Annotated in this window: 15 protein-coding genes; 6 read left to right on the top strand and 9 right to left on the bottom strand. The window is 66.7% G+C overall.

Translation table 11 applies throughout. The features are described 5' to 3' along the window. Nucleotides 1-185 precede the first annotated feature (185 nt). From IPM80_21075 to IPM80_21060, 4 genes are all read left to right on the top strand, one after another. Nucleotides 186-1,667 (top strand): MBOAT family protein, encoded by a 1,482-nt coding sequence (locus IPM80_21075; protein MBK8960840.1) that lies wholly within the window; start codon nucleotides 186-188, stop codon nucleotides 1,665-1,667. 1 nt (nucleotide 1,668) lies between these two features. Then, a complete protein-coding gene (locus IPM80_21070) occupies nucleotides 1,669-2,697 on the top strand; it encodes a hypothetical protein (protein MBK8960839.1) in 1,029 nt (342 codons plus the stop codon). Nucleotides 2,698-2,825: 128 nt separating this feature from the next. Further along, nucleotides 2,826-3,320 (top strand): AmiS/UreI transporter, encoded by a 495-nt coding sequence (locus IPM80_21065; GenBank protein MBK8960838.1) that lies wholly within the window; start codon nucleotides 2,826-2,828, stop codon nucleotides 3,318-3,320. Nucleotides 3,321-3,333: 13 nt separating this feature from the next. Continuing rightward, on the top strand, nucleotides 3,334-3,807 hold the full coding sequence (locus IPM80_21060; protein ID MBK8960837.1) for a DUF1499 domain-containing protein: 474 nt from the start codon (nucleotides 3,334-3,336) through the stop codon (nucleotides 3,805-3,807). 9 nt (nucleotides 3,808-3,816) lie between these two features. Here the strand turns inward: IPM80_21060 and IPM80_21055 are convergent, their stop codons facing one another. From IPM80_21055 to IPM80_21035, 5 genes are all read right to left on the bottom strand, one after another. Beyond that, on the bottom strand, nucleotides 3,817-4,404 hold the full coding sequence (locus IPM80_21055; GenBank protein ID MBK8960836.1) for a carbon monoxide dehydrogenase subunit G: 588 nt from the start codon (nucleotides 4,402-4,404) through the stop codon (nucleotides 3,817-3,819). 112 nt (nucleotides 4,405-4,516) lie between these two features. Further along, complete coding sequence (locus IPM80_21050; protein MBK8960835.1) at nucleotides 4,517-5,449, bottom strand: 3-keto-5-aminohexanoate cleavage protein; 933 nt, start codon at nucleotides 5,447-5,449, stop codon at nucleotides 4,517-4,519. A 12-nt stretch (nucleotides 5,450-5,461) separates the two neighbouring features. Beyond that, nucleotides 5,462-7,852, bottom strand: coding sequence for a xanthine dehydrogenase family protein molybdopterin-binding subunit (locus IPM80_21045; protein MBK8960834.1), 2,391 nt, complete (start codon nucleotides 7,850-7,852; stop codon nucleotides 5,462-5,464). Between the two features lie 9 nt (nucleotides 7,853-7,861). Then, the gene (locus IPM80_21040) at nucleotides 7,862-8,335 is read right to left on the bottom strand and encodes a (2Fe-2S)-binding protein (GenBank protein ID MBK8960833.1); all 474 of its coding nucleotides are present in this window, start codon (nucleotides 8,333-8,335) and stop codon (nucleotides 7,862-7,864) included. Between the two features lie 10 nt (nucleotides 8,336-8,345). Further along, nucleotides 8,346-9,221 (bottom strand): FAD binding domain-containing protein, encoded by an 876-nt coding sequence (locus IPM80_21035; protein ID MBK8960832.1) that lies wholly within the window; start codon nucleotides 9,219-9,221, stop codon nucleotides 8,346-8,348. Nucleotides 9,222-9,396: 175 nt separating this feature from the next. On the opposite strand from IPM80_21035, the gene IPM80_21030 reads away from it, so the two are divergent. Continuing rightward, on the top strand, nucleotides 9,397-10,299 hold the full coding sequence (locus IPM80_21030; GenBank protein ID MBK8960831.1) for an SMP-30/gluconolactonase/LRE family protein: 903 nt from the start codon (nucleotides 9,397-9,399) through the stop codon (nucleotides 10,297-10,299). A 13-nt stretch (nucleotides 10,300-10,312) separates the two neighbouring features. Here the strand turns inward: IPM80_21030 and IPM80_21025 are convergent, their stop codons facing one another. Genes IPM80_21025 through IPM80_21010 form a run of 4 tightly spaced genes read right to left on the bottom strand, consistent with a single transcriptional unit; the run spans nucleotide 10,313 to nucleotide 13,600 of the window. Beyond that, complete coding sequence (locus IPM80_21025) at nucleotides 10,313-11,350, bottom strand: threonine aldolase (GenBank protein MBK8960830.1); 1,038 nt, start codon at nucleotides 11,348-11,350, stop codon at nucleotides 10,313-10,315. After that, the gene (locus IPM80_21020; GenBank protein ID MBK8960829.1) at nucleotides 11,347-11,793 is read right to left on the bottom strand and encodes a hypothetical protein; all 447 of its coding nucleotides are present in this window, start codon (nucleotides 11,791-11,793) and stop codon (nucleotides 11,347-11,349) included. Before IPM80_21020 ends, IPM80_21025 begins: the two co-directional genes overlap by 4 nt. A 39-nt stretch (nucleotides 11,794-11,832) precedes the next feature. Then, nucleotides 11,833-12,483 (bottom strand): SUMF1/EgtB/PvdO family nonheme iron enzyme, encoded by a 651-nt coding sequence (locus IPM80_21015; protein MBK8960828.1) that lies wholly within the window; start codon nucleotides 12,481-12,483, stop codon nucleotides 11,833-11,835. Then, the gene (locus tag IPM80_21010; protein MBK8960827.1) at nucleotides 12,401-13,600 is read right to left on the bottom strand and encodes a serine/threonine-protein phosphatase; all 1,200 of its coding nucleotides are present in this window, start codon (nucleotides 13,598-13,600) and stop codon (nucleotides 12,401-12,403) included. Before IPM80_21010 ends, IPM80_21015 begins: the two co-directional genes overlap by 83 nt. A 349-nt stretch (nucleotides 13,601-13,949) precedes the next feature. Here IPM80_21010 and hrpA point away from each other — a divergent pair, with 349 nt between their 5' ends. Continuing rightward, nucleotides 13,950-17,855 carry an ATP-dependent RNA helicase HrpA gene (gene hrpA, locus IPM80_21005; protein MBK8960826.1) on the top strand — a complete coding sequence of 1,302 codons (3,906 nt, stop codon included), beginning with the start codon at nucleotides 13,950-13,952 and terminating at the stop codon, nucleotides 17,853-17,855. Nucleotides 17,856-17,957 lie beyond the last annotated feature (102 nt).

Raw genomic sequence — 17,957 nt, 5'->3', positions numbered from 1 at the left:
CCACAAGCCGCCGGCCGCGGCGCCGGCCTGGCAACGGCGGTTGAATGGCCGGCGCGGCTTGGGTCATCATCGGCGGCTGCCGGCGGCGCCTTGCCGATTCAAGTCGTGGCGCCGCCATGCCGCCATTGCGATGTGCGTCCGGCGCATTCTGTCGACCGTGGAGTCCCTGTCCCCCTGGCCCTGTCATGCTGTTCACCACGCTAGCCTTTGCCCTGGTCTACCTGCCGCTGGTCTTGTGCGGCTTTTTTCTGCTCGGGCGTCATTCCCGCAAGCTGGCGGCATGGTGGCTGTTTGCGGCTTCGGTGTTCTTCTACGGCTACTGGATGCCGCGCTTCACGCTGCTGCTGCTGGCTTCGATAGCGGTCAACTACGCGGTGGGGCGCGCCATCGGACTGGCCGCCGAGCGTGGCCAGGCGCGCCGGCTGATGATCGCCGGCGTGGTGTTCAATCTCGCCTTGCTGTCCTATTTCAAGTACGCGAACTTTTTCGTGGACAGCGTCAATGCGCTGCTGGGCAGCGACGTGCAGCTCGGCACCGTGACCTTGCCCATCGGCATCTCGTTCTTCAGCTTCACGCAGATTGCTTTCCTGGCCGATGCCTACCAGAAGAGCGTCAGGGAATACCGGGTGGCACATTACGGGCTGTTCGTGACCTACTTCCCGCACCTGGTCGCCGGCCCGGTCCTGCATCACGCGCAGATGATGCCGCAGTTCGGCGAAGCGTCGACCTATCGCATCAATGCCGCCAACATCGCTGCCGGCCTCGCCATCTTCGCCATGGGACTCGGCAAGAAGATAGTGTTCGCCGACGGCGTGAGTCCCTATGCCGACGCCATCTTCAATGCCGCCCACGACGGCGTCGCGCTGCAGGCGGCCGAGGCGTGGTTGGGAGCGCTGGCCTATACCTTCCAGCTCTATTTCGATTTCTCGGGCTATTCGGACATGGCGGTCGGCCTGTCGCTGCTGTTCAACATCCGCTTGCCGTACAACTTCAATTCACCCTACCAGTCCCTCAATATTTCCGATTTCTGGCGGCGCTGGCACATGAGCCTGTCGACGTTCCTGCGCGACTATCTCTATATCCCGCTGGGCGGCAACCGGCGCGGCGGTGCGCGCCGCTACGTGAACCTCATGCTCACCATGTTGCTCGGCGGCCTGTGGCACGGCGCCAACTGGACCTTCGTCATCTGGGGCGGTTTGCATGGGCTCTACCTCGGCATCAATCATGGTTATCGCGCGCTGATGGGGGAGCGCCTGGCGGGCTTCGAGCGCTGGCCGGTATATCGCGCGCTGGCCTGGGCCCTGACGTTCTGCGCGGTGGTGGTGGCCTGGGTGCTGTTCCGCGCACCTGATTTCGCCACTGCCGCCTGTGTGTTGAAAGGCATGATCGGGCAAGGCGCGGTGCTGCGCGATGCCAGTGATTCCATCGTGTTGTGGAACGCGGGCCTCAGCCCGCCGGGCGCGCTTGCGCATTGCCTGGTATTGGCCGTGATCGCGGTGCTGCTGCCGAACTCCAATTGGCTGGGCGAACGGGCGCTGTCCTGTTACCAGCGGCGCGCCGACCTCCGCTGGCTGGGTCTCGGCGCGGCACTGGTGGCGTGTGGCTTCCTGTTGGTCATCAACGATGCCCGCGACGCGGTCAGTCCGTTCATCTACTTCAACTTCTGACATGTCGCGCAAAATCTCACTCACCCTGTTCGGCATCGCGCTGGCGGTCCTCCTGCTGGAGGCGCTGCTGCGCGTGCTGCCGACCAGCACCTATTCCGACACCGGCTATTACATCGACCCGCTCATCATCACCTATCGGCCCCACCATCAGTTTCGCAGTTCATGGGGCTGGGATTTCAGCGAAGCGGTCTCGCACCGCGCCAACAATCTCGGCTTCCTCAGCGCGCGAGACTTCGTGCCGGACGGCGGCGCGCTGGCCTTGATCGGCGACAGCTTCGTCGACGCCTCGATGCTGCCCGAGGCGGAGCGCGTCGCCGCCCATCTCGAACAGGAATTGGATGGTCGCCCCGTGTACGCCATGGGTGGGCCTGGCTCGAGCCTGCTCGACTATGGTGAGCGCCTGCGCTACGCGTCCGAACACCTCGGCATTCGCGATTTCGTCGTGGTGCTGGAGCGCTTCGATCTGCGCCAAGCCTATTGTGGCTCCGGCAACATCCATGGACCCTGTATCGAGCGCGCTACGGGCAAGGTCATCACCAGCCTGCGGCCGCCGCCGCCGAAGGCGCAGCGCTACCTGCGCCATTCCGCCCTGCTGCAGTACTTGTTAGGTCACCTGCGTTTCGACCCGCTGCAGCGCTTGCGCACGGCGTGGGCGGCGTTGTCGTTCGGCGCCGCGCCGCCACGTTCGCCGCCACGGGAGTTCAGCACCGACGAACTCGAACGAGCGCTGCTGACATTCTTCGAACGCATCGCGCCCTATCGCCAGGGACGCCTGGTGATGGTGTTCGATTGTGACCGCGGTGCGCTCAATCGCGGTGAAACGGGCAGCGATGCGGGCCGCGACATGGCCATGCGCGTGGCACGCGAGCACGGCGCGCTGGTGGTCGATCTCGCGCCCAGCTTCCGAGACTACCTGGCACGCAGCGGCCGCCATCTCGAAGTTTCACCGGTGGACAAGCATTGGAACCGTGCAGCGACGCGCGTGGTTGCCCACGACATCGCCGCGACCTTGAGTCACGGCGCGCCCTGAGCGCCGCGCGCGCCGCCGTGGTGCGCGCGCGAGTATTCGTGTTAGCGTGTCGCCCGGCATCCCGTCATGCCTGGTGCAAACCGGGCGCGGGATCACACACACCAGCGGTATTCGGGGGAGGAATGGCCATGGTCGGAGTAATGCTGCTGTTCGTGGGCGCGGTATTGCTGGTCAACGGCATGGGCGGTCTGGGTCGAGTGGAATTGCGCTCGATGGCGATCATGAATTTCATGGTGGCCGGGCTGGCACTGCTGGCGACGGTGGTGCAATTCGTACGCGCCGAGACCACCGCGCAGTTCTTTGGCGTCGCGCAGTTCTTTCTGTTTACGTTCACTTACCTGTACGTCGCCATCAGCATGTGGTGGGAACTCGACATGCGTGGTTTCGGCTGGTTCTGTTTCTTCGTCGCCTTGACCACCATTCCGTGTGCCATCGTCACCTTCCAGGGCGGCGATATGCGCTTTGGCAGTTTCTGGCTGATCTGGGGCGTACTGTGGTTCATGTTCTACCTGGCGAATGTCCAGGGGCGCGACTTCGGCAAGCTGCTGCCCTATAGCAGCATGACGGTCGGAGTGTTGACGTGCTGGATACCGGGCCTCTTGATCCTGACCGGGCATTGGTAGCGCAATGTCGCGTGTGGCGATGTCGCTGCTGACGGTGCTGGGGGTGGGCGTGACGCTGTTCGCGGTCTTGGGCTGGTGGTCGGCCCGCGCCGCGCCGGCCGCGGCCGGCGTTCGCGACGGGCGCCTGGCGCCCTGCGATGCGGCGCCCCATTGCGTGTGCAGCGAGGGCGACGGCAGCGACGCCTCGCACTGGGTGGAGCCCATCAGCATGCCCGACGTCGATGGTGAGACGCGCTGGCGCGTGATCCGCGAAATGGTGGCGGCCAGCGGCGGACACGTGCAGAGGGAGGACCAGCACTACCTGCACGCCATCTACACCAGTCGCCTGTTTCGTTTCGTCGACGATGTGGAACTGCGCATGGACGGCGCGCGTCTGCAGGTCCGTTCCAGTTCGCGGGTCGGTTATTCCGACCTGGGCGCGAACGCGGCGCGCGTCGCCGATCTGCGTGCGCGATTGATGGTGGCGTTCGCCGGCCTCAAATCCTGAGCGCAGAGGTCAGCGCGCGAGTAGCGCGATCAAGGCTGCCAATACCACGCCACCCGCGATCCACAGCCACAGCTTACCCTGGCCCTGCGCGGATGACGGGGCGGTCGGCGTTTCGACATTCACGGCGCCGGGCGCGGCGTCGGCCGCTGCCATGTCCGGCGGGTTCAGCAGCGTCTCGAACTGCGCGAAGAATTCTCCCGCGAGCTTCTGCGCGGTTTTTTCCACCAGCGAACCGCCCAACTGCGCAAGCTTGCCGCCGATGTCGGCCTTGACGTCGTAATGCAGGATGGTGGCCGCGCCGTCCGCCTCCAGGCGCACCCGCGAACTGATGCGCGCATGGCCGGCCGGGCCGCCCTTGCCCTCGCCGCTCAAGGTATAGGACTCCGGCGCGACGATGTCGGCGATTGCCACCGCGCCGGTGAAGCGCGCTTTCAGGGGCCCGACCTTGGCGCTCACGGTGGCCTTGAAATCGGTGGGCGACAGCGCCTCGATCGCTTCGCAGCCGGGAATGGCCTGGCGCAGGATCTCGACGTCATTCAAGGCCGCGAAGACGCGCTCGCGTGGCGCATTGATACGGATGTGTTCGGTCAGTTGCATGGAAGGATCCGAGGGCGGCGATGACTCACCGCCCCTGTAGGTGCGAATTCATTCGCACATTGAAAGGCACGCGCGGGTGCGGGAAGAAGCGGGTGCGCGAACAAGTTCGCACCTACAGCTTCATCGAATTCGGCCCCTTGAGCTTCAGCATGTCGCGCGCCTCGTCGGGCGTCGCGACTTCCAGCGACAGGCCTTCCAGCACCTTGCGTGCGAGCCGCACCTGCTCGGCGGAGTTCTCGGCCAGGCGGCCGGGCCCCGCCCACAGCGAATCCTCAAGGCCGACGCGCACGTTGCCGCCCATGGCCGCCGCTTGCGAGGCGACCGGGATCTGGTTGCGCCCGGCGCCCAGCACCGACCACACGTACTGGTCACCGAACAGGCGATCGGCGGTGCGCTTCATGTGCATCACGTCTTCGGGATGAGCGCCGATGCCGCCCATGATGCCGAACACGGTCTGCACGAACAGCGGCGGCTTGACCGCGCCTTCTTCCAGGAAGTGGGCGAGGTTGTACAGGTGCGAAGTGTCGTAGCACTCGAATTCGAAACGGATGCCGCGATCGCTGCCGAGGCGGAGGATCGTGGCGATGTCGCGATAGGTGTTCTTGAACACCAGGTCGCGGCTGCCTTCGAGGTGCTCGACTTCCCAGTCGTGCTTGAATTCCTTGAAGCGCTTCAGCATCGGAAACAGGCCGAAATTCATCGAGCCCATGTTGAGCGAAGCTATTTCGGGCTCGATCTCGGTGGCGGGGCGCATGCGCTCCTCGACCGTCATGTAGGGACTGCCGCCGGTGGTGATGTTGATGGCGGCGTTGGTGCGCTCGCAGATCATGGGCAGGAACTGGCGGAACCATTTCGGATCCTGGGTCGGGCGGCCGTTGTCCGGGTCGCGCGCATGCAGGTGCAGGATCGCGGCGCCGGCGTCGGCCGCCTCGATGGCGGCGGTGGCTATCTCGCGCGGCGTGACCGGCAGCGAGGGTGACATGGACGGCGTGTGGATGGCGCCGGTCACGGCGCAGGTGATGATGACCTTACGTTGTTTGGACATGGTGCTTCAATCCTATTTGCGGCTTTCCTGCAGCTTGCGCCATACGAGGTTGGGGCGCAGCGGCAGTTCGTTGATTTCAATGCCGAACGGCGCGAGGGCATCGCACACCGCATTGGTGAGCGCGCCCGGCACCGAGCTCGGACGGCCTTCACCGATGCCGCGCGTGCCTAGCGGCGTGTGCGGGCAGGGCGTCGGCGCATAGGTGATCTCGATATCCGGCACATCGGCGGCGGTGGCGAGCTTGTAGTGCTCGAAGTCGGCGCTCATTTGCTGGCCACGCTCGTCGTAGATGAATTCCTCGAACATGGCGTTGGACAAGCCCTGCACGATGGCGCCGTGCATCTGCCCGTCGACGATGTTGGGATTGATGAGCGTGCCGACGTCTTCCGAAGTGACCCAGCGCTTGATCTCGAAGTCGCCGGTATCGACGTCGACTTCGACGATGCAGCAGTCGGCGTTGAAGCAGATCATCGGCTTGGCCGCTTCGAAGAAGGTCGTGGCGTCGAGGCCGCCGACTTCACCTTCGGGCATGTTGATGGGCCACATGATGATGCGCTCGACCGCCTCGCGGAAGGTCTTCTTCTTGCTGCGATCGCCGATGTAGACCACTTCACCGTCCTTGAACTCGAAGTGCTGCACGCTCGCTTCGATCTGGAAGTCGTGGGCCATGATGCGCGTGATCTTGTCCTTCAGTTCGGCGCAGGCCTTGGCCACCGCGCTGACGAAGTAGGAACCGTTGCGCGCACCGATGCTGCCGGCGCCGAACGGCGTGATGCCGGTATCGCCGGTGGTCACCACCACGTCGGCCGGCGAAATGCCGAACTGCGAGGCGACAACCTGCGCGGCGGTGGTCTCGTGGCCTTGACCGCCAGGCGCGTCGCCGCCGAACACCAGCACCTTGCCGCGCGGGTCGAGCCGCACCGTGGCGGCGCCGTAGCCGGGCTGGTTTTCCATCGGCACCAGCAGTTCCGAGGCCACGCCGGACAGTTCCACGCCGCAGCCGAAGCCGATGCCGAGGTATCGACCTTGCGCGCGCGCCGCCGCCTGCTCGGCGCGGAATGCCGCCAGGTCGACCTGCGCCAACAGGTTGTCCCACACCTTCACGAAGTCGCCGCTGTCGTAGTACTCGTTGGTGACCGAGGTGTAGGGCAGGCTAGGTACCAGGTTCAGGCGCCTGAGCGCGCTCGGCTCCATGCCGATGCGGCGCGCCACCATGTCGACCGCGCGTTCGACCGCGAAGCGCGTCGGGAAATGGCCGAAGGCGCGCGACGGCGTGAGGCTCGCCTTGTTGGTGGTAGCGACCTTTAGACTGATGTCGCCGGCCGCCCAGGTGTAGGCATTGGGCATTTCCACCGCGCCGAGGAAAGGCATGACGAAGCCCCAATACACGCCGGTGGTGCCACAGCCGTTGTCGGCGATGCCTCGATTGCGCAGCGCCAGCAGCTTGCCGTCCTTGCTGGCCGCGACCTCGAGGTAATTGATCTGATCGCGCTCCTGGCCGACGTTCATCAGGCTTTCGTAGCGCGATTCCACCCAGCGCACCGGCTTCTTCAGCGTGCGCGCGGCGTGGGCGATCATGATGTTCTCTCGATAGAACGGTGCTTTCACGCCGAAGCCGCCGCCTTGATCGCGTGGCGCCACCACGCGCACTTGCTCGCCGGGGATGTCGAGGATGTCGATGAGGGCGAGGCGGTCGATGTGGGGGCGTTGCGTGGTGATGTAGGCGGTGAGCCCGTCGCCGTCGTTCCAATCGCACAGCACGCCGCGCGGTTCCATGGGCGTGATGCCGGTGCGATGCACGCGGAAACGTTCCTTCACCACCACGTCGGCGCGCTGGAAGATGGCGTCCACCGCCGCGGCATTGTCGTGCTGCGATTGCTCGGTCTCGCCGCCCGTGAGATTCATGGTGAAGATGTCGTTACCGCCATCCTCTTCATGCACCAGTGGTGATCCCGGCTCCAGGGCGAGCTCGGGATCCAGCACCGGTGTCAGCTCTTCGTAGTCAACCACCACCAGCTCGGCGGCATCGACGGCGGTGTACTTGTCGCGCGCCACGACCAGCGCCACCGGCTCGCCGTGAAATTTCACCTTGCCGATGGCGAGCGGCCAGAAGGTCGGGTAGCGCGCCGGCAGGTTGGGCTGCACGACGGCCTGCGGCATGGGCTTGATGAGGTCCTTGATGGCGTCGCCGGTGAATACCGCCACCACGCCGGTCAGCGCCAGCGCTTCGGAGGCGTCGATGCTCTTGATGCGTGCGTGCGCGTATTCGCTGCGCACGAACACCGCGTGCAACATGCCGGGCAGCACGAGATCGGCCAGGTACTTGCCGTTGCCCGTGATCAGTCGTTGATCTTCCTTGCGCGGCAGCCGCGCGCCCAACCAGTCCTGCGGATTGCTAGCCATGGTGTGTCCTCAGTTCTGTTCGCGCATGGCGCGAGCCGCTTCGCGCACCGCGCGCACGATGTGCACGTAGCCGGTGCAGCGGCACAGGTTGCCGACCAGGCCGCGACGGATTTCATCGTCGCTGGGGTCGGGGTTGTCGCGCAGGAAGTCGCTCATGTTCATGAGGATGCCCGGCGTGCAGAAGCCGCACTGCAGGCTGTGGTTGTCGGTGAATGCCTGCTGCAGGGGCGAGAGCGTGTTGCCGCCCAGGCCTTCGATGGTGGTGATGGCGTGGCCATCGGCCTGCACCGCCAGCATCAGGCAGCTCTTCACTGCTTCGCCGTCGAGATGGATGGTGCAGGCGCCGCACACACCCTCGTAGGTGCAGCCGACATGGGTGCCGGTGAGCGCCAGTTGCTCGCGCAGGAAATCGACCAGCAGCAGGCGCTCGGGAACGTTCTCCTCGTAACGTGTGCCGTTGACGGTGACATTGATGACGGGCATGGCTTTCCCCTTAGGCGCGCGCGCGGTCGAAGGCGCGCTCAGCGACTTCACGGCCGAGGCTGCGGATGAGTTGTTTGCGGTAGTCGGCGTCGGCCGACATGTCGCTGTGGGCGTCGGCGGCATCGGCGATGGCCTGCATGGCGGCGTCGATGGTCGCGATATCGCCGCGGCTGCCGACCAGCTTCGCTTCGCCGAGGTTCGCGCGCTGCGCGCCGTTGGCGAGACCGGCCAGGGCAATGCGCGCGGCGCTGCAGTGGCCGGCGGCATCGAGCGTGACCATGACGGCCACGCCGACCACCGGCAGGGCGTCGGTCACCAAGCCCCATTTCTTGTAGGCACTGCCGGTGCGCGGCGGCGGCGCCGGCCAGCTTACCGACAGCAGGATTTCATTGTCCTGACGCGCGGTTTCGAGCGGGCCCAGGAAGAAATCATCGGCCGCCACGCTGCGACTGCCGCCATCGGCGGCGAGGTTCATGGTGCCACCCAGCGCCAGCACCGCCGTCGGCGTGCAGGCGGCCACGTAGTTCCAGCACACGCTGCCGCCGATGGTGCCGCGATTGCGCACCTGGCGATCGCCCACATGGCTGGCCGCATCGCGCAGGGCGGCGAAGGCATTGCCGAGGCCGGCATGGGCCGCTATCTCGACGTAGCGCGTCATGGCGCCAATCGTCAGCGCGCCGTTGTTCGCGCTCACGCCCTTCAACTCGGCCACGCCCTGCAGGTCCACCACGCATTGCGGGCGCAACATGCGCGACTTGATGGCCTGCATGGCGCTTTGCCCGCCGGCAAGAAAAATGGCTTCGCCTTCATCGTGACGGGCAATGGCGGCGAGCGCCTCCGCGACGGTGCGCGGCCGCACGTATTCCTGGATCCTGGCCGGAAACATCAGAACTCCCCCGAGAGTTGGCGCGGCGTTCGAGCGGAACGCGCAACGCCTGGATTGTAGCACCGCCTTTGCACGCACCAAGCGGCGCGAAAGACTTGCCGCCACGCACGACACGCGCCTCTAATACGGGCCGGTCGCAAGCAGGGCAAAGAAGGGGAGGCGTGTGAAATACAGCATCGAATGTGTGGTGGCGGCGGGCAATCATCTTGGCGAGGGCCCGATCTGGGACGCCGGGCAGGGCGTGCTGTACTGGGTCGACGGCACCGGCAGGCGCGTCGGCAAGCCGTCCATCTGGCGCCTGGATCCGCGCAGCGGCGAGACCCGTCACTGGTCGCTGGACCATGACGTCGGCGCGATGGCACTGCGTCGTGACGGCAATGCCGTACTGGCGCTGGACGATGGCTTCTACTTCTTCGATTTCACGACCGGCAAGCTCGAACTCATCCACGCCATCGAGCCCGAACAGCCGCGCTCACGTCTCAACGACGGCAAGGTCGACAGGCGCGGCCGCTTCTTCGCCGGTGGCATGGATGACAAGGAAGAGCTCAAGATGTGCGGCCTGTGGCGGCTCGACCCGGACTTGTCCGTGACGCGCGTCGACGAGGGCATCATCTGCTCCAACGGCCCGTGCTGGAGTCCGGACGATCGCACCTTCTACTTCGCCGATACCTTTCAGCAGCTGATGTGGGCCTACGACTATGATCTCGCCACCGGCAGCTTGTCGAACAAGCGCGAGTTCGCGAGTTCGAGCGCCGACCCAGGCTTCTACGACGGCAGCACGGTCGATGAAGAGGGCTGCGTGTGGAACGCGATGGTCATCGGCGGCGAGTTGATCCGCTATACGCCGGATGGCGAAGTCGAGCGGCGTATCGGCATGCCGGTCAAGAACATCACCAGCCTGTGTTTCGGCGGCGAACAGCTCGACGAGATCTACGTGACATCGATGGCGCGCGTCAGTCATCCGGCCACCCACGCGCATTTCGCCAAGCAGGTGCAACCACAGTTCGGCGCCGGCAGCCTGTTCCGCATTCGCGGCCTCGGCATCCGCGGTTTCGCCGAGCCGCGTTTCGGCGGCTGACGCAGGGCCGGAATCAGCGCTCGGCGGCGAGCTCGCGCGTGACCGCCGCGGCGAATGCGTCGACGTCGTCCGGGGTGGTGTCGAATGACGTGATCCAGCGCGCCACGGCGTCGCTCTCGCGCCAGGTATAGAAAGGGAAATCCCGCTGCAGGGCCGCCAGCGCGTTGCGCGGCAGCCGCGCAAACAACTGGTTGGTCTCGACCGGGCACACGAATTCGAGGCCGTCGACCGCGGCGAGGGTCGCTGCCAGGCGCGCCGCCATGGCATTGGCGTGGCTGGCCAATTGACGCCATAGCTCGCCTTCGAGATAAGCCTCGAACTGCGCGGCGATGAAGCGCATCTTGGACGCCAGCTGGGTGCTCTGCTTGCGCGCATAGGCCGCCTCTTCGGCCAGCGCCGGGTCGAATACCAGCACCGCCTCGGCGCCCATCAGGCCGTTCTTGGTGCCGCCGAAACTCAGCACGTCGACGCCAACCTCGTACGACAGTGCGGCCAGCGACACCTCGAGCGCTGCTGCCGCGTTGGCGAAGCGCGCGCCGTCGACGTGCACCGCGAGCCCACGGCCATGGGCGAAGTCGCACAGCGTGCGCAATTCATCGACGCTGTAGAGCGTGCCCCATTCGGTCGGTTGGGTGAGCGACAGCACGCGCGGGCGGGCATGGTGCACGCCGCGCGTCGGGCCCAGCGACGGTGTCAGCAGCTCTGGCGTGAGCTTGCCATCAGGGGTGGCGATGGGCGTGAGCTTGCCGCCGCAATAGTGCTCGACCGCCGCGCATTCGCTGTTCAGGATGTGCGCGCTGTCGGCGCACAGGATCGCATCGTAGCGACGCGTGACGGTCGCCAGCGCGACGACATTGGCGCCGGTGCCGCCAAAACACAGCATGGCCTCGGCGCGACCGCCGAAGGCCGTGCGCAGCGCGTCGACCGCCCGCGCGGTCCAGGCGTCATTGCCGTAGGCCGGCGCGTGGCCGTGATTGGCGGCGGCGAGGGCGGCCAGTACGCGTGGATGCACGCCCGCGCCGTTGTCGCTGGCGAAACCGCGCGTCGTCATGTGGCCACCATCGTCAAGGGCGACCAGTTGCGCTGGCGCCGCGCGAGACGCTGGTCGAGATTCTCGGCATCGAAATCGGTGCTGATGCGGGCACACTGCGCGAGCGACAGCGTATCGAAGGTGTTGGCGTTGACCACGGTTCGCGCGCCGTCCTCGAACTCGCAGCGCGTCAAGCTCAGGATGCCGCAGCGGCGACAGAGCAGAAAATCAGCGCTGCCGGTGCCGAAACGGTAGGGCAACACCAAGGATTGATCCGCGATGGTGAGGGTGACCGGCGCCTCGGGATGGGACGTCCACAACGCACCGTGGCGGCTGCAATAGTCGCAACCGCAGGCGCGCAGGGTCGGCGCCTCGGCGAGGCGCCAGTGCAAGGTGTAACGCAGGTTGCGGCAGTGACAACTGCCTTCGATGGCGGCCGGCAGCGCGAGATTGGGGGTAAACACCAGACGCCCCGGCAGCTGGTCAAGGCGCGCGCGTCGGCGTCAGTTACGCCGCACCACGCGCAGGCCCGACTGGTCGTTGCCGCGCTCCACGCGCAGCTTGTCGCGTGCCGAGTTGGTCAGTCGATCCGGTCCCGAACCATAGCCGCCACCGCGCAGCACGCGCACCGCGCAATCGCCACCTTCGAACACGCCACCGTCGCCAGGCGCGCCCTCGTAGCTCGAGTGGAAACAGTCGTAGACCCATTCCTGCGCGTTGCCGGAGGTGTCATGGAGGCCGAAGGCATTGGGCTTGAAGCGCCCGACCGCGGTCGGTTGGCGCGGATCGAGACCGGTATCGCAGGCAAAACAATGCGCATTGCCCCGACCGATGCCGCGCCCCCACCAATAGGGTGTACTGGTGCCGGCGCGCGCCGCGTATTCCCATTGCGCTTCGCTCGGCAGGCTGTATTCCTTGCCGGTCTGCTGCGACAACCACTTGGCGTAGGCCAAGGCGTCGTTCCAGGACAGGAAAGTGATCGGGATATCGTTCTGATCGGCCATCGGGCCGAGTTTCGGCATCTTGGCGCCGGTCGCCTGGGCGAACTTGCGGTAGTCGCCCACCGTCACTTCATGCACGCCGATGGCGAACGGCTTGACCGCGACGCTGTGCTCGGGGCGCTCGTCCGCGGTCAGCGCCAGCGGATTGCCCATGGTGAACGTGCCTGCCGGCACCCAGGTCATGAGCGGGCCCTGGCCGCCACCGCGCAGTGCGTCGCGGAACTGGCCGCGTTTGGACGGCGGCGCCGTTTCCGTGGCGGCCTGCGCCGGCTCGGCGGCGGCACTTGCCGATGGCGGCTTGCTTGCGGTGGTCGCTTCGGCCGGCGCGACGGTGGCCGTTTCGGCCGCCCGGCTCGGCTTCCGCCTCGATGTCGAGCTCGGGTTTGTCGACGGTGGCGACCGGCGTCTTGCCCTGGTTCTGCATCCAGTACCAGTAGCCGCCCCCGCCGAGCGCGAGCAGCGCCAGCACGATGCCGACCACCATGCCCATGGTGCCCCTGCGCGGTTCGTCGTCTTCCACCGTCGGCAGCGACCGTGCGCTGACGCGGGCCGGCGCGGGCTGCGGCGAAATTTCTTCGAGGCGCGGTGCCGGCGCGGCGGCGATCTCAAGCGGCGCCTCGGCTTTCTCGATGACGTCGATGACTATGACGGTGGTGTTGTCCTGGCGCGGTGCGCCGGCATCGTTGACCGCCTGCAGCAAGGCGTCGACGCAGGCCTTGGGCGTCGCCTGCGCCGCGCAGATGTCGATGATCTGTTGCTTGTCCAGCGTATCCAGGCCATCGCTGGAGAGGATCACGCGGTCGCCGCGTTTCAAGGGCAGCGGCGATTCCGGACAGTCGATCTCGGCGATGTCGTCGCCGGTCAGCGCGCTCATCAGCATGTTGCGCGAGAAGCCGGCCTCGGCTTCCACCGGCGTGCCGGCTTCGGCCATGCGATCGAGGAAGCCGCCGTAACTGTGGTCGGCGTTCTTCTTGCTCAGATCGCCGTTGCGCAGCAGGTACAGGTGGCTGTCGCCGACGCTGACCCAGCGCAGTTGACCGCGCTCCAGCACGCACGCGACCAGGGTGCAACCCATGCCCTTGAGCGCGGCGGTTTCGGACACGGTGGCGGTGATCGAGCCGTTGGCCTGCAGCACGGCTTCGTAGAGAACGTTCGAAATGTTCTCGTTGGGGAAATTCTTGGACAGGTGGCGGTTGAAGGTCTGCACCGCCATGTTGCTGGCGACGTTGCCGGCGGCGTGGCCGCCCATGCCGTCAGCCACGATCACCATGGAGCCGGCCGAGTCAGCGTCAGCGTCTCCGAGGTGCGTGATCAGGAACGCGTCTTCCTGATAGTCCCGAGCCCCGTCTATCTGCGATCCTGAGATGTCGAAGCTTAAGACGCTCAAAGGCAGATTCTCTTTTGAGGTTGTGCAGTCACCTTAAGAAGCGCTCGCATGTTAGCAGTGCCATTGGAATTATGAAAGACGGCGCCCCGCCATCAAGGGGCCGCGCGGGGACACCCGAGGGCTGGGTATACTGGGCCGTGTCCGAAGCCTTCCCGACTTGCCCGCCTGTCCGTGTCGCCGGCCGCCGCGCCGCGAACGAACCGAATGCGGGCCGCGCGCGACGCGTCCACCCGTGAACCCGCTTGGCATCGCCAGCGCGGCCGCCACCACCGCACCGCCGTGGCGCGAAGTGTTGCAGGCGCTCGAATCCGAACTCGGCGCCTGCCTGCTCCACGACCAATATCGGCTGGCGGAGCGCATACGTGTGCTGCGGCGCAAGTTGCGCGGTCGGGGGCGCAAGCTGCGCGCGGACTACGTGGAGCGGCGCTTGGGTGAAATACGCACCGATCTCGAGCGTTCGCGCGAGGTTCGCGCGCGGCGTGCGACGCTGCCGCTGCGTCTCGAATTTCCCGCCGGCTTGCCGTTCACCGCCCATGCCGAGGCCATCGCCGAACTGGTGACACGGCACCAGGTCGTGATCGTGAGCGGTGAGACCGGCTGCGGCAAATCCACCCAGCTGCCCAAGCTGTGTCTGCGTCTCGGGCGCGGCGTGGCGGGGCGCATCGGTCATACCCAGCCGCGTCGCATCGCGGCGCGTGCCATCGCCCGGCGCCTGGCCGAAGAGACCGCCACCGTGCCCGGACGCGCGGTCGGTCATTGCGTACGCTTCGACGACAATCTCGAGCCCGTGGCGCGCGTCAAGCTCATGACCGACGGCATCCTGCTGAACGAGATCCACCACGACCCGCGCCTGACCCAGTACGACACCCTCATCATCGACGAGGTGCACGAGCGCTCGCTCAATGTCGATTTCCTGATCGGCTATCTGAAGCAGGTGCTGGCGGTACGGCCGGATCTGAAACTGATCCTGACCTCGGCGACCATCGATGCCGGGGTCTTCGAACGCTTCTTTGACGACGCCGTCAGCTACGTCATTCCCGATCGCTCTTACCCGATCGAGATCCGTTACCGGCCGCCGCCGGCCGAAGACGAAGAGCTCGATGTCGACGACGCCATCGTCGAGGCCATCCGCGAACTCGATGCCGAAGCACGCGGTGACGTGCTGGTGTTCCTGCCCGGCGAACGCGAGATCCGCGAGGCGGCGCAGCGCATCGGCCGCGCCCATTTCGCGGACACCGACATCTTCACGCTCTACGCGCGCCTCGGCGCGGCGCGCCAGGCGCGCATCTTCGAGCCGGGGCCACGGCGCCGCGTGATCCTGGCCACCAACGTCGCCGAGACCTCGTTGACGGTGCCGCGCGTGCGGCACGTGGTCGACACCGGCCTGGCGCGCATCAGCCGCTACAGCCCGCGCCGCAAACTGCAGCAGCTGCCGGTCGAGAAGATTCCGCAGGCCAACGCCGACCAGCGCAGCGGCCGCTGCGGGCGCGAGTCCGCCGGTATCTGCATCAGGCTGTACAGCGAAGAGGATTACCTCGCGCGGCGTCCGCGCATCGAACCCGAGATCCAGCGCACCAACCTGGCGGGCGTGGTATTGAAGCTCAAAGCCATGGGCATCGCCGACGTCGAGAGCTTCGCCTTCGCCGAGGCGCCGTCGATTCGTCTCATCAAGGACGCCTACCTGGTGCTGCAGGAGATCGGTGCGCTCGATGCCGGGCGCGAACTGACCGCGCTCGGCGCGCAGCTCGCACGCTTTCCCATCGACCCGCGCCTGGCGCGCGTGCTGGACGCCGCCAGCAAGCTCGGCTGCCTGACCGAATGCCTGGTGATCGTAGCGGCGCTCAGCATCGCCGATCCGCGCGAGCGACCGCACGAGGCGCGCGACGCGGCCGATCGCGCGCACGCAGCGTTCGCCGACAAGCGCTCGGACTTCATGTGGTTCCTGCGCGCGTGGCCGTTTGCCAAGGAGCTGCGCCTGTCGCCGCCCAAGAAGCAGCAGCGGGTGTGTCGCCGTCGCTTCCTGTCGGCGGCACGCATGGCTGAATGGACGCAGCTCCACGACACCTTGAGCAAGCTCGCCGCCGATGCCGCCTTGCCGCGCAATCCGCTGCCGGCCACCTACAAATGTATCCACACCGCGCTGGCGGCGGGCTTCCTGAGCCAGGTCGGCGAGTGGCAGGTCGATCATTACAGCGGCTGTCGTAGCATGAGCTTCCAGCTTCATCCCTCGTCGGTGCTGGCGCGACGCGCGGCGCCGTGGGTGGTGGCCGCGGAAGTGATCGAGACGCGCGAACGCTACGCGCGCATCGCCGCGCGCATCGAGCCGCAATGGCTGGAGCAGGTGGGGCAGCATCTCATCAAGCGCAATTACGAGGCGCCCCATTGGGACGTGAAGCGCGGCTGCGTGCGCGCCACCGAGATCCTGCGCCTGTATGGCCTGACCATCAGCAACGCGCGGTTGGTCGATTACGTGCGCATCGATGCGCAGGCGGCACGTGGCATCTTCATCGACAGCGGGCTCATGGCCGGCGAACTCGGCGAGGAAGTCGGCTTCCTCGGCTACAACCGCGCACTGCTGGCACGCGTGCGCGCGCTCGAGGAACGCGCGCGGCGACGTGATCTGCTGGTCGGCGCCGAACAGTTGCACGACTTCTACGAGCAGCGCCTGCCGGCCACCATCGCGACGCGGCGCGATCTCCTGGCGTGGCTGCGCGAAGACCCGGCGCGCGGCGCAAGCCTGTGCATGACCGAGGCCGACATCACCACCGAGCAGTTCGCCTCGGTGCAGGCCTGGTTGTTTCCGGAGCAGCTTTCCATAGGCGGTACCGACTGCGCGCTCGCCTATCGCTTCGAGCCCGGCCATGCCCACGACGGCGTGAGCGTGCGATTGCCCTTGGTGCTGTTGACGCGCCTCCGGCCCGATGATGTCGACCGCCTGGTGCCGGGCATGTTGAGCGACAAGGTCGCCGCGCTGCTGCGTGCGCAGCCCAAGGCGCGCCGGCGACTGGTGTCGCCGATCCGCGAATTCGCAATGGCCTGCGTGGAGGCGCTCGCCCATCTCGACGGCCCTTTACCGGTGGCCTTGGCGACTGCGCTGGAACGCATCACCGGGCTGCCTTGGCCGGCAAGCTCCTTCGACGATGCCGTGCTCGAACCACATCAACGCATGCTGCTCATCCTGCTGGACGATCACGGCGAGGTGCGCGAAGAGACGCGCGACGTCGCGCGCCTGCTCGGTGTGCACGGCGCGGATGCCCGGCAGCACAGCGCCGCCGTCGACTGGCACCTGGCCGGCCGCTCGCAGTCCGGCTGGAGCTTCCCCCGCCTGCCGCGCGAAGTGGAAACCGATGCGGGCGGGACACGCCTGCGCGGTTACCCGGCCCTGGTCGACGAACGGGATTGCGTGGCGCTCAAGGTGTTGGATGACGAGGCACAAGCCGAGGCGCTGCATCGTCGCGGCGTGGCGCGCCTGTTGTGCCTGGATGCGGGCAGCGCCGTCCGTCAGTTGACGCGCGGCTTGGCCGAGGCGCGCGAACTCGGCCTTCTGTCAGCGCTGTTCGGCCACCAGCACCCGCCGTTGGCAGCACTGGCGCTGGGTGTGGCGCGGCGCCTGCTGGTGGCGGACGACGCACCGCGCGCGGCCGACGAGTACGCGGCCTTGTTCAGCCGTTTCCAGGCGCGGCTGGCAAGTGACATCCCGAGCCACGCCCATGGCCTGCTCGTTCTCATGCGGCGCGCCGCCAGCATGCGCACGGCCATCGGCAAGGCGCCGCCGGCCGCCCGCGACGATCTCGAGCGGCAGTTGAAGCTGTTGCTCGGGCCGCTCGCCATGGATCACCTCGATGACGCCGGGCTGGCGCGCGTGTCGCGATCGCTGGACGCCATCGCGCGGCGACTGGAGCGCGTCGATTCCAATCCCGGCAAGGACCTGCGCAAGCTCGAAAGCGTCGAGCCGCTGGCGCGACGCTTGCAGGCCCTGCAGGACGCCGCCGGCGAACAAGGTCCGGCGTTGCGCAAGCTTCATCTCATGCTGGAAGACTATCGTGTCAGCGTATTCGCGCCCGAACTCGGTGCGCCGACGCGCATCGTGGCCGACGACATCGCCGCCGCGCTGTCGCTGCTGGAAGGTGGCGCGTGAGCACGCGTGGCCCTGCTCATGGGCAGGCGCGCGCCACGTGCTTAGAATGAGGTCATCGCGATGCGCCCCGGCGCGCCGCAAGACCCGCAACCTCGACGGTGA

It is taken from the genome of Pseudomonadota bacterium, from assembly GCA_016719885.1.
Lineage (GTDB): Bacteria > Pseudomonadota > Gammaproteobacteria.
Note: the sequence above shows the minus strand (reverse complement) of the source record. Positions and strands in the feature narration are given on the sequence as shown.

Coding starts and splice junctions, on each gene's coding strand:
- IPM80_21075 (MBK8960840.1), top strand. CDS start 186: ATGCTGTTCACCACGCTAGCCTTTGCCCTGGTCTACCTGCCGCTGGTC.
- IPM80_21070 (MBK8960839.1), top strand. CDS start 1,669: ATGTCGCGCAAAATCTCACTCACCCTGTTCGGCATCGCGCTGGCGGTC.
- IPM80_21065 (MBK8960838.1), top strand. CDS start 2,826: ATGGTCGGAGTAATGCTGCTGTTCGTGGGCGCGGTATTGCTGGTCAAC.
- IPM80_21055 (MBK8960836.1), bottom strand. CDS start 4,404: ATGCAACTGACCGAACACATCCGTATCAATGCGCCACGCGAGCGCGTC.
- IPM80_21050 (MBK8960835.1), bottom strand. CDS start 5,449: ATGTCCAAACAACGTAAGGTCATCATCACCTGCGCCGTGACCGGCGCC.
- IPM80_21045 (MBK8960834.1), bottom strand. CDS start 7,852: ATGGCTAGCAATCCGCAGGACTGGTTGGGCGCGCGGCTGCCGCGCAAG.
- IPM80_21040 (MBK8960833.1), bottom strand. CDS start 8,335: ATGCCCGTCATCAATGTCACCGTCAACGGCACACGTTACGAGGAGAAC.
- IPM80_21035 (MBK8960832.1), bottom strand. CDS start 9,221: ATGTTTCCGGCCAGGATCCAGGAATACGTGCGGCCGCGCACCGTCGCG.
- IPM80_21025 (MBK8960830.1), bottom strand. CDS start 11,350: ATGACGACGCGCGGTTTCGCCAGCGACAACGGCGCGGGCGTGCATCCA.
- IPM80_21015 (MBK8960828.1), bottom strand. CDS start 12,483: ATGGGCAATCCGCTGGCGCTGACCGCGGACGAGCGCCCCGAGCACAGC.
- IPM80_21010 (MBK8960827.1), bottom strand. CDS start 13,600: ATGGTGATCGTGGCTGACGGCATGGGCGGCCACGCCGCCGGCAACGTC.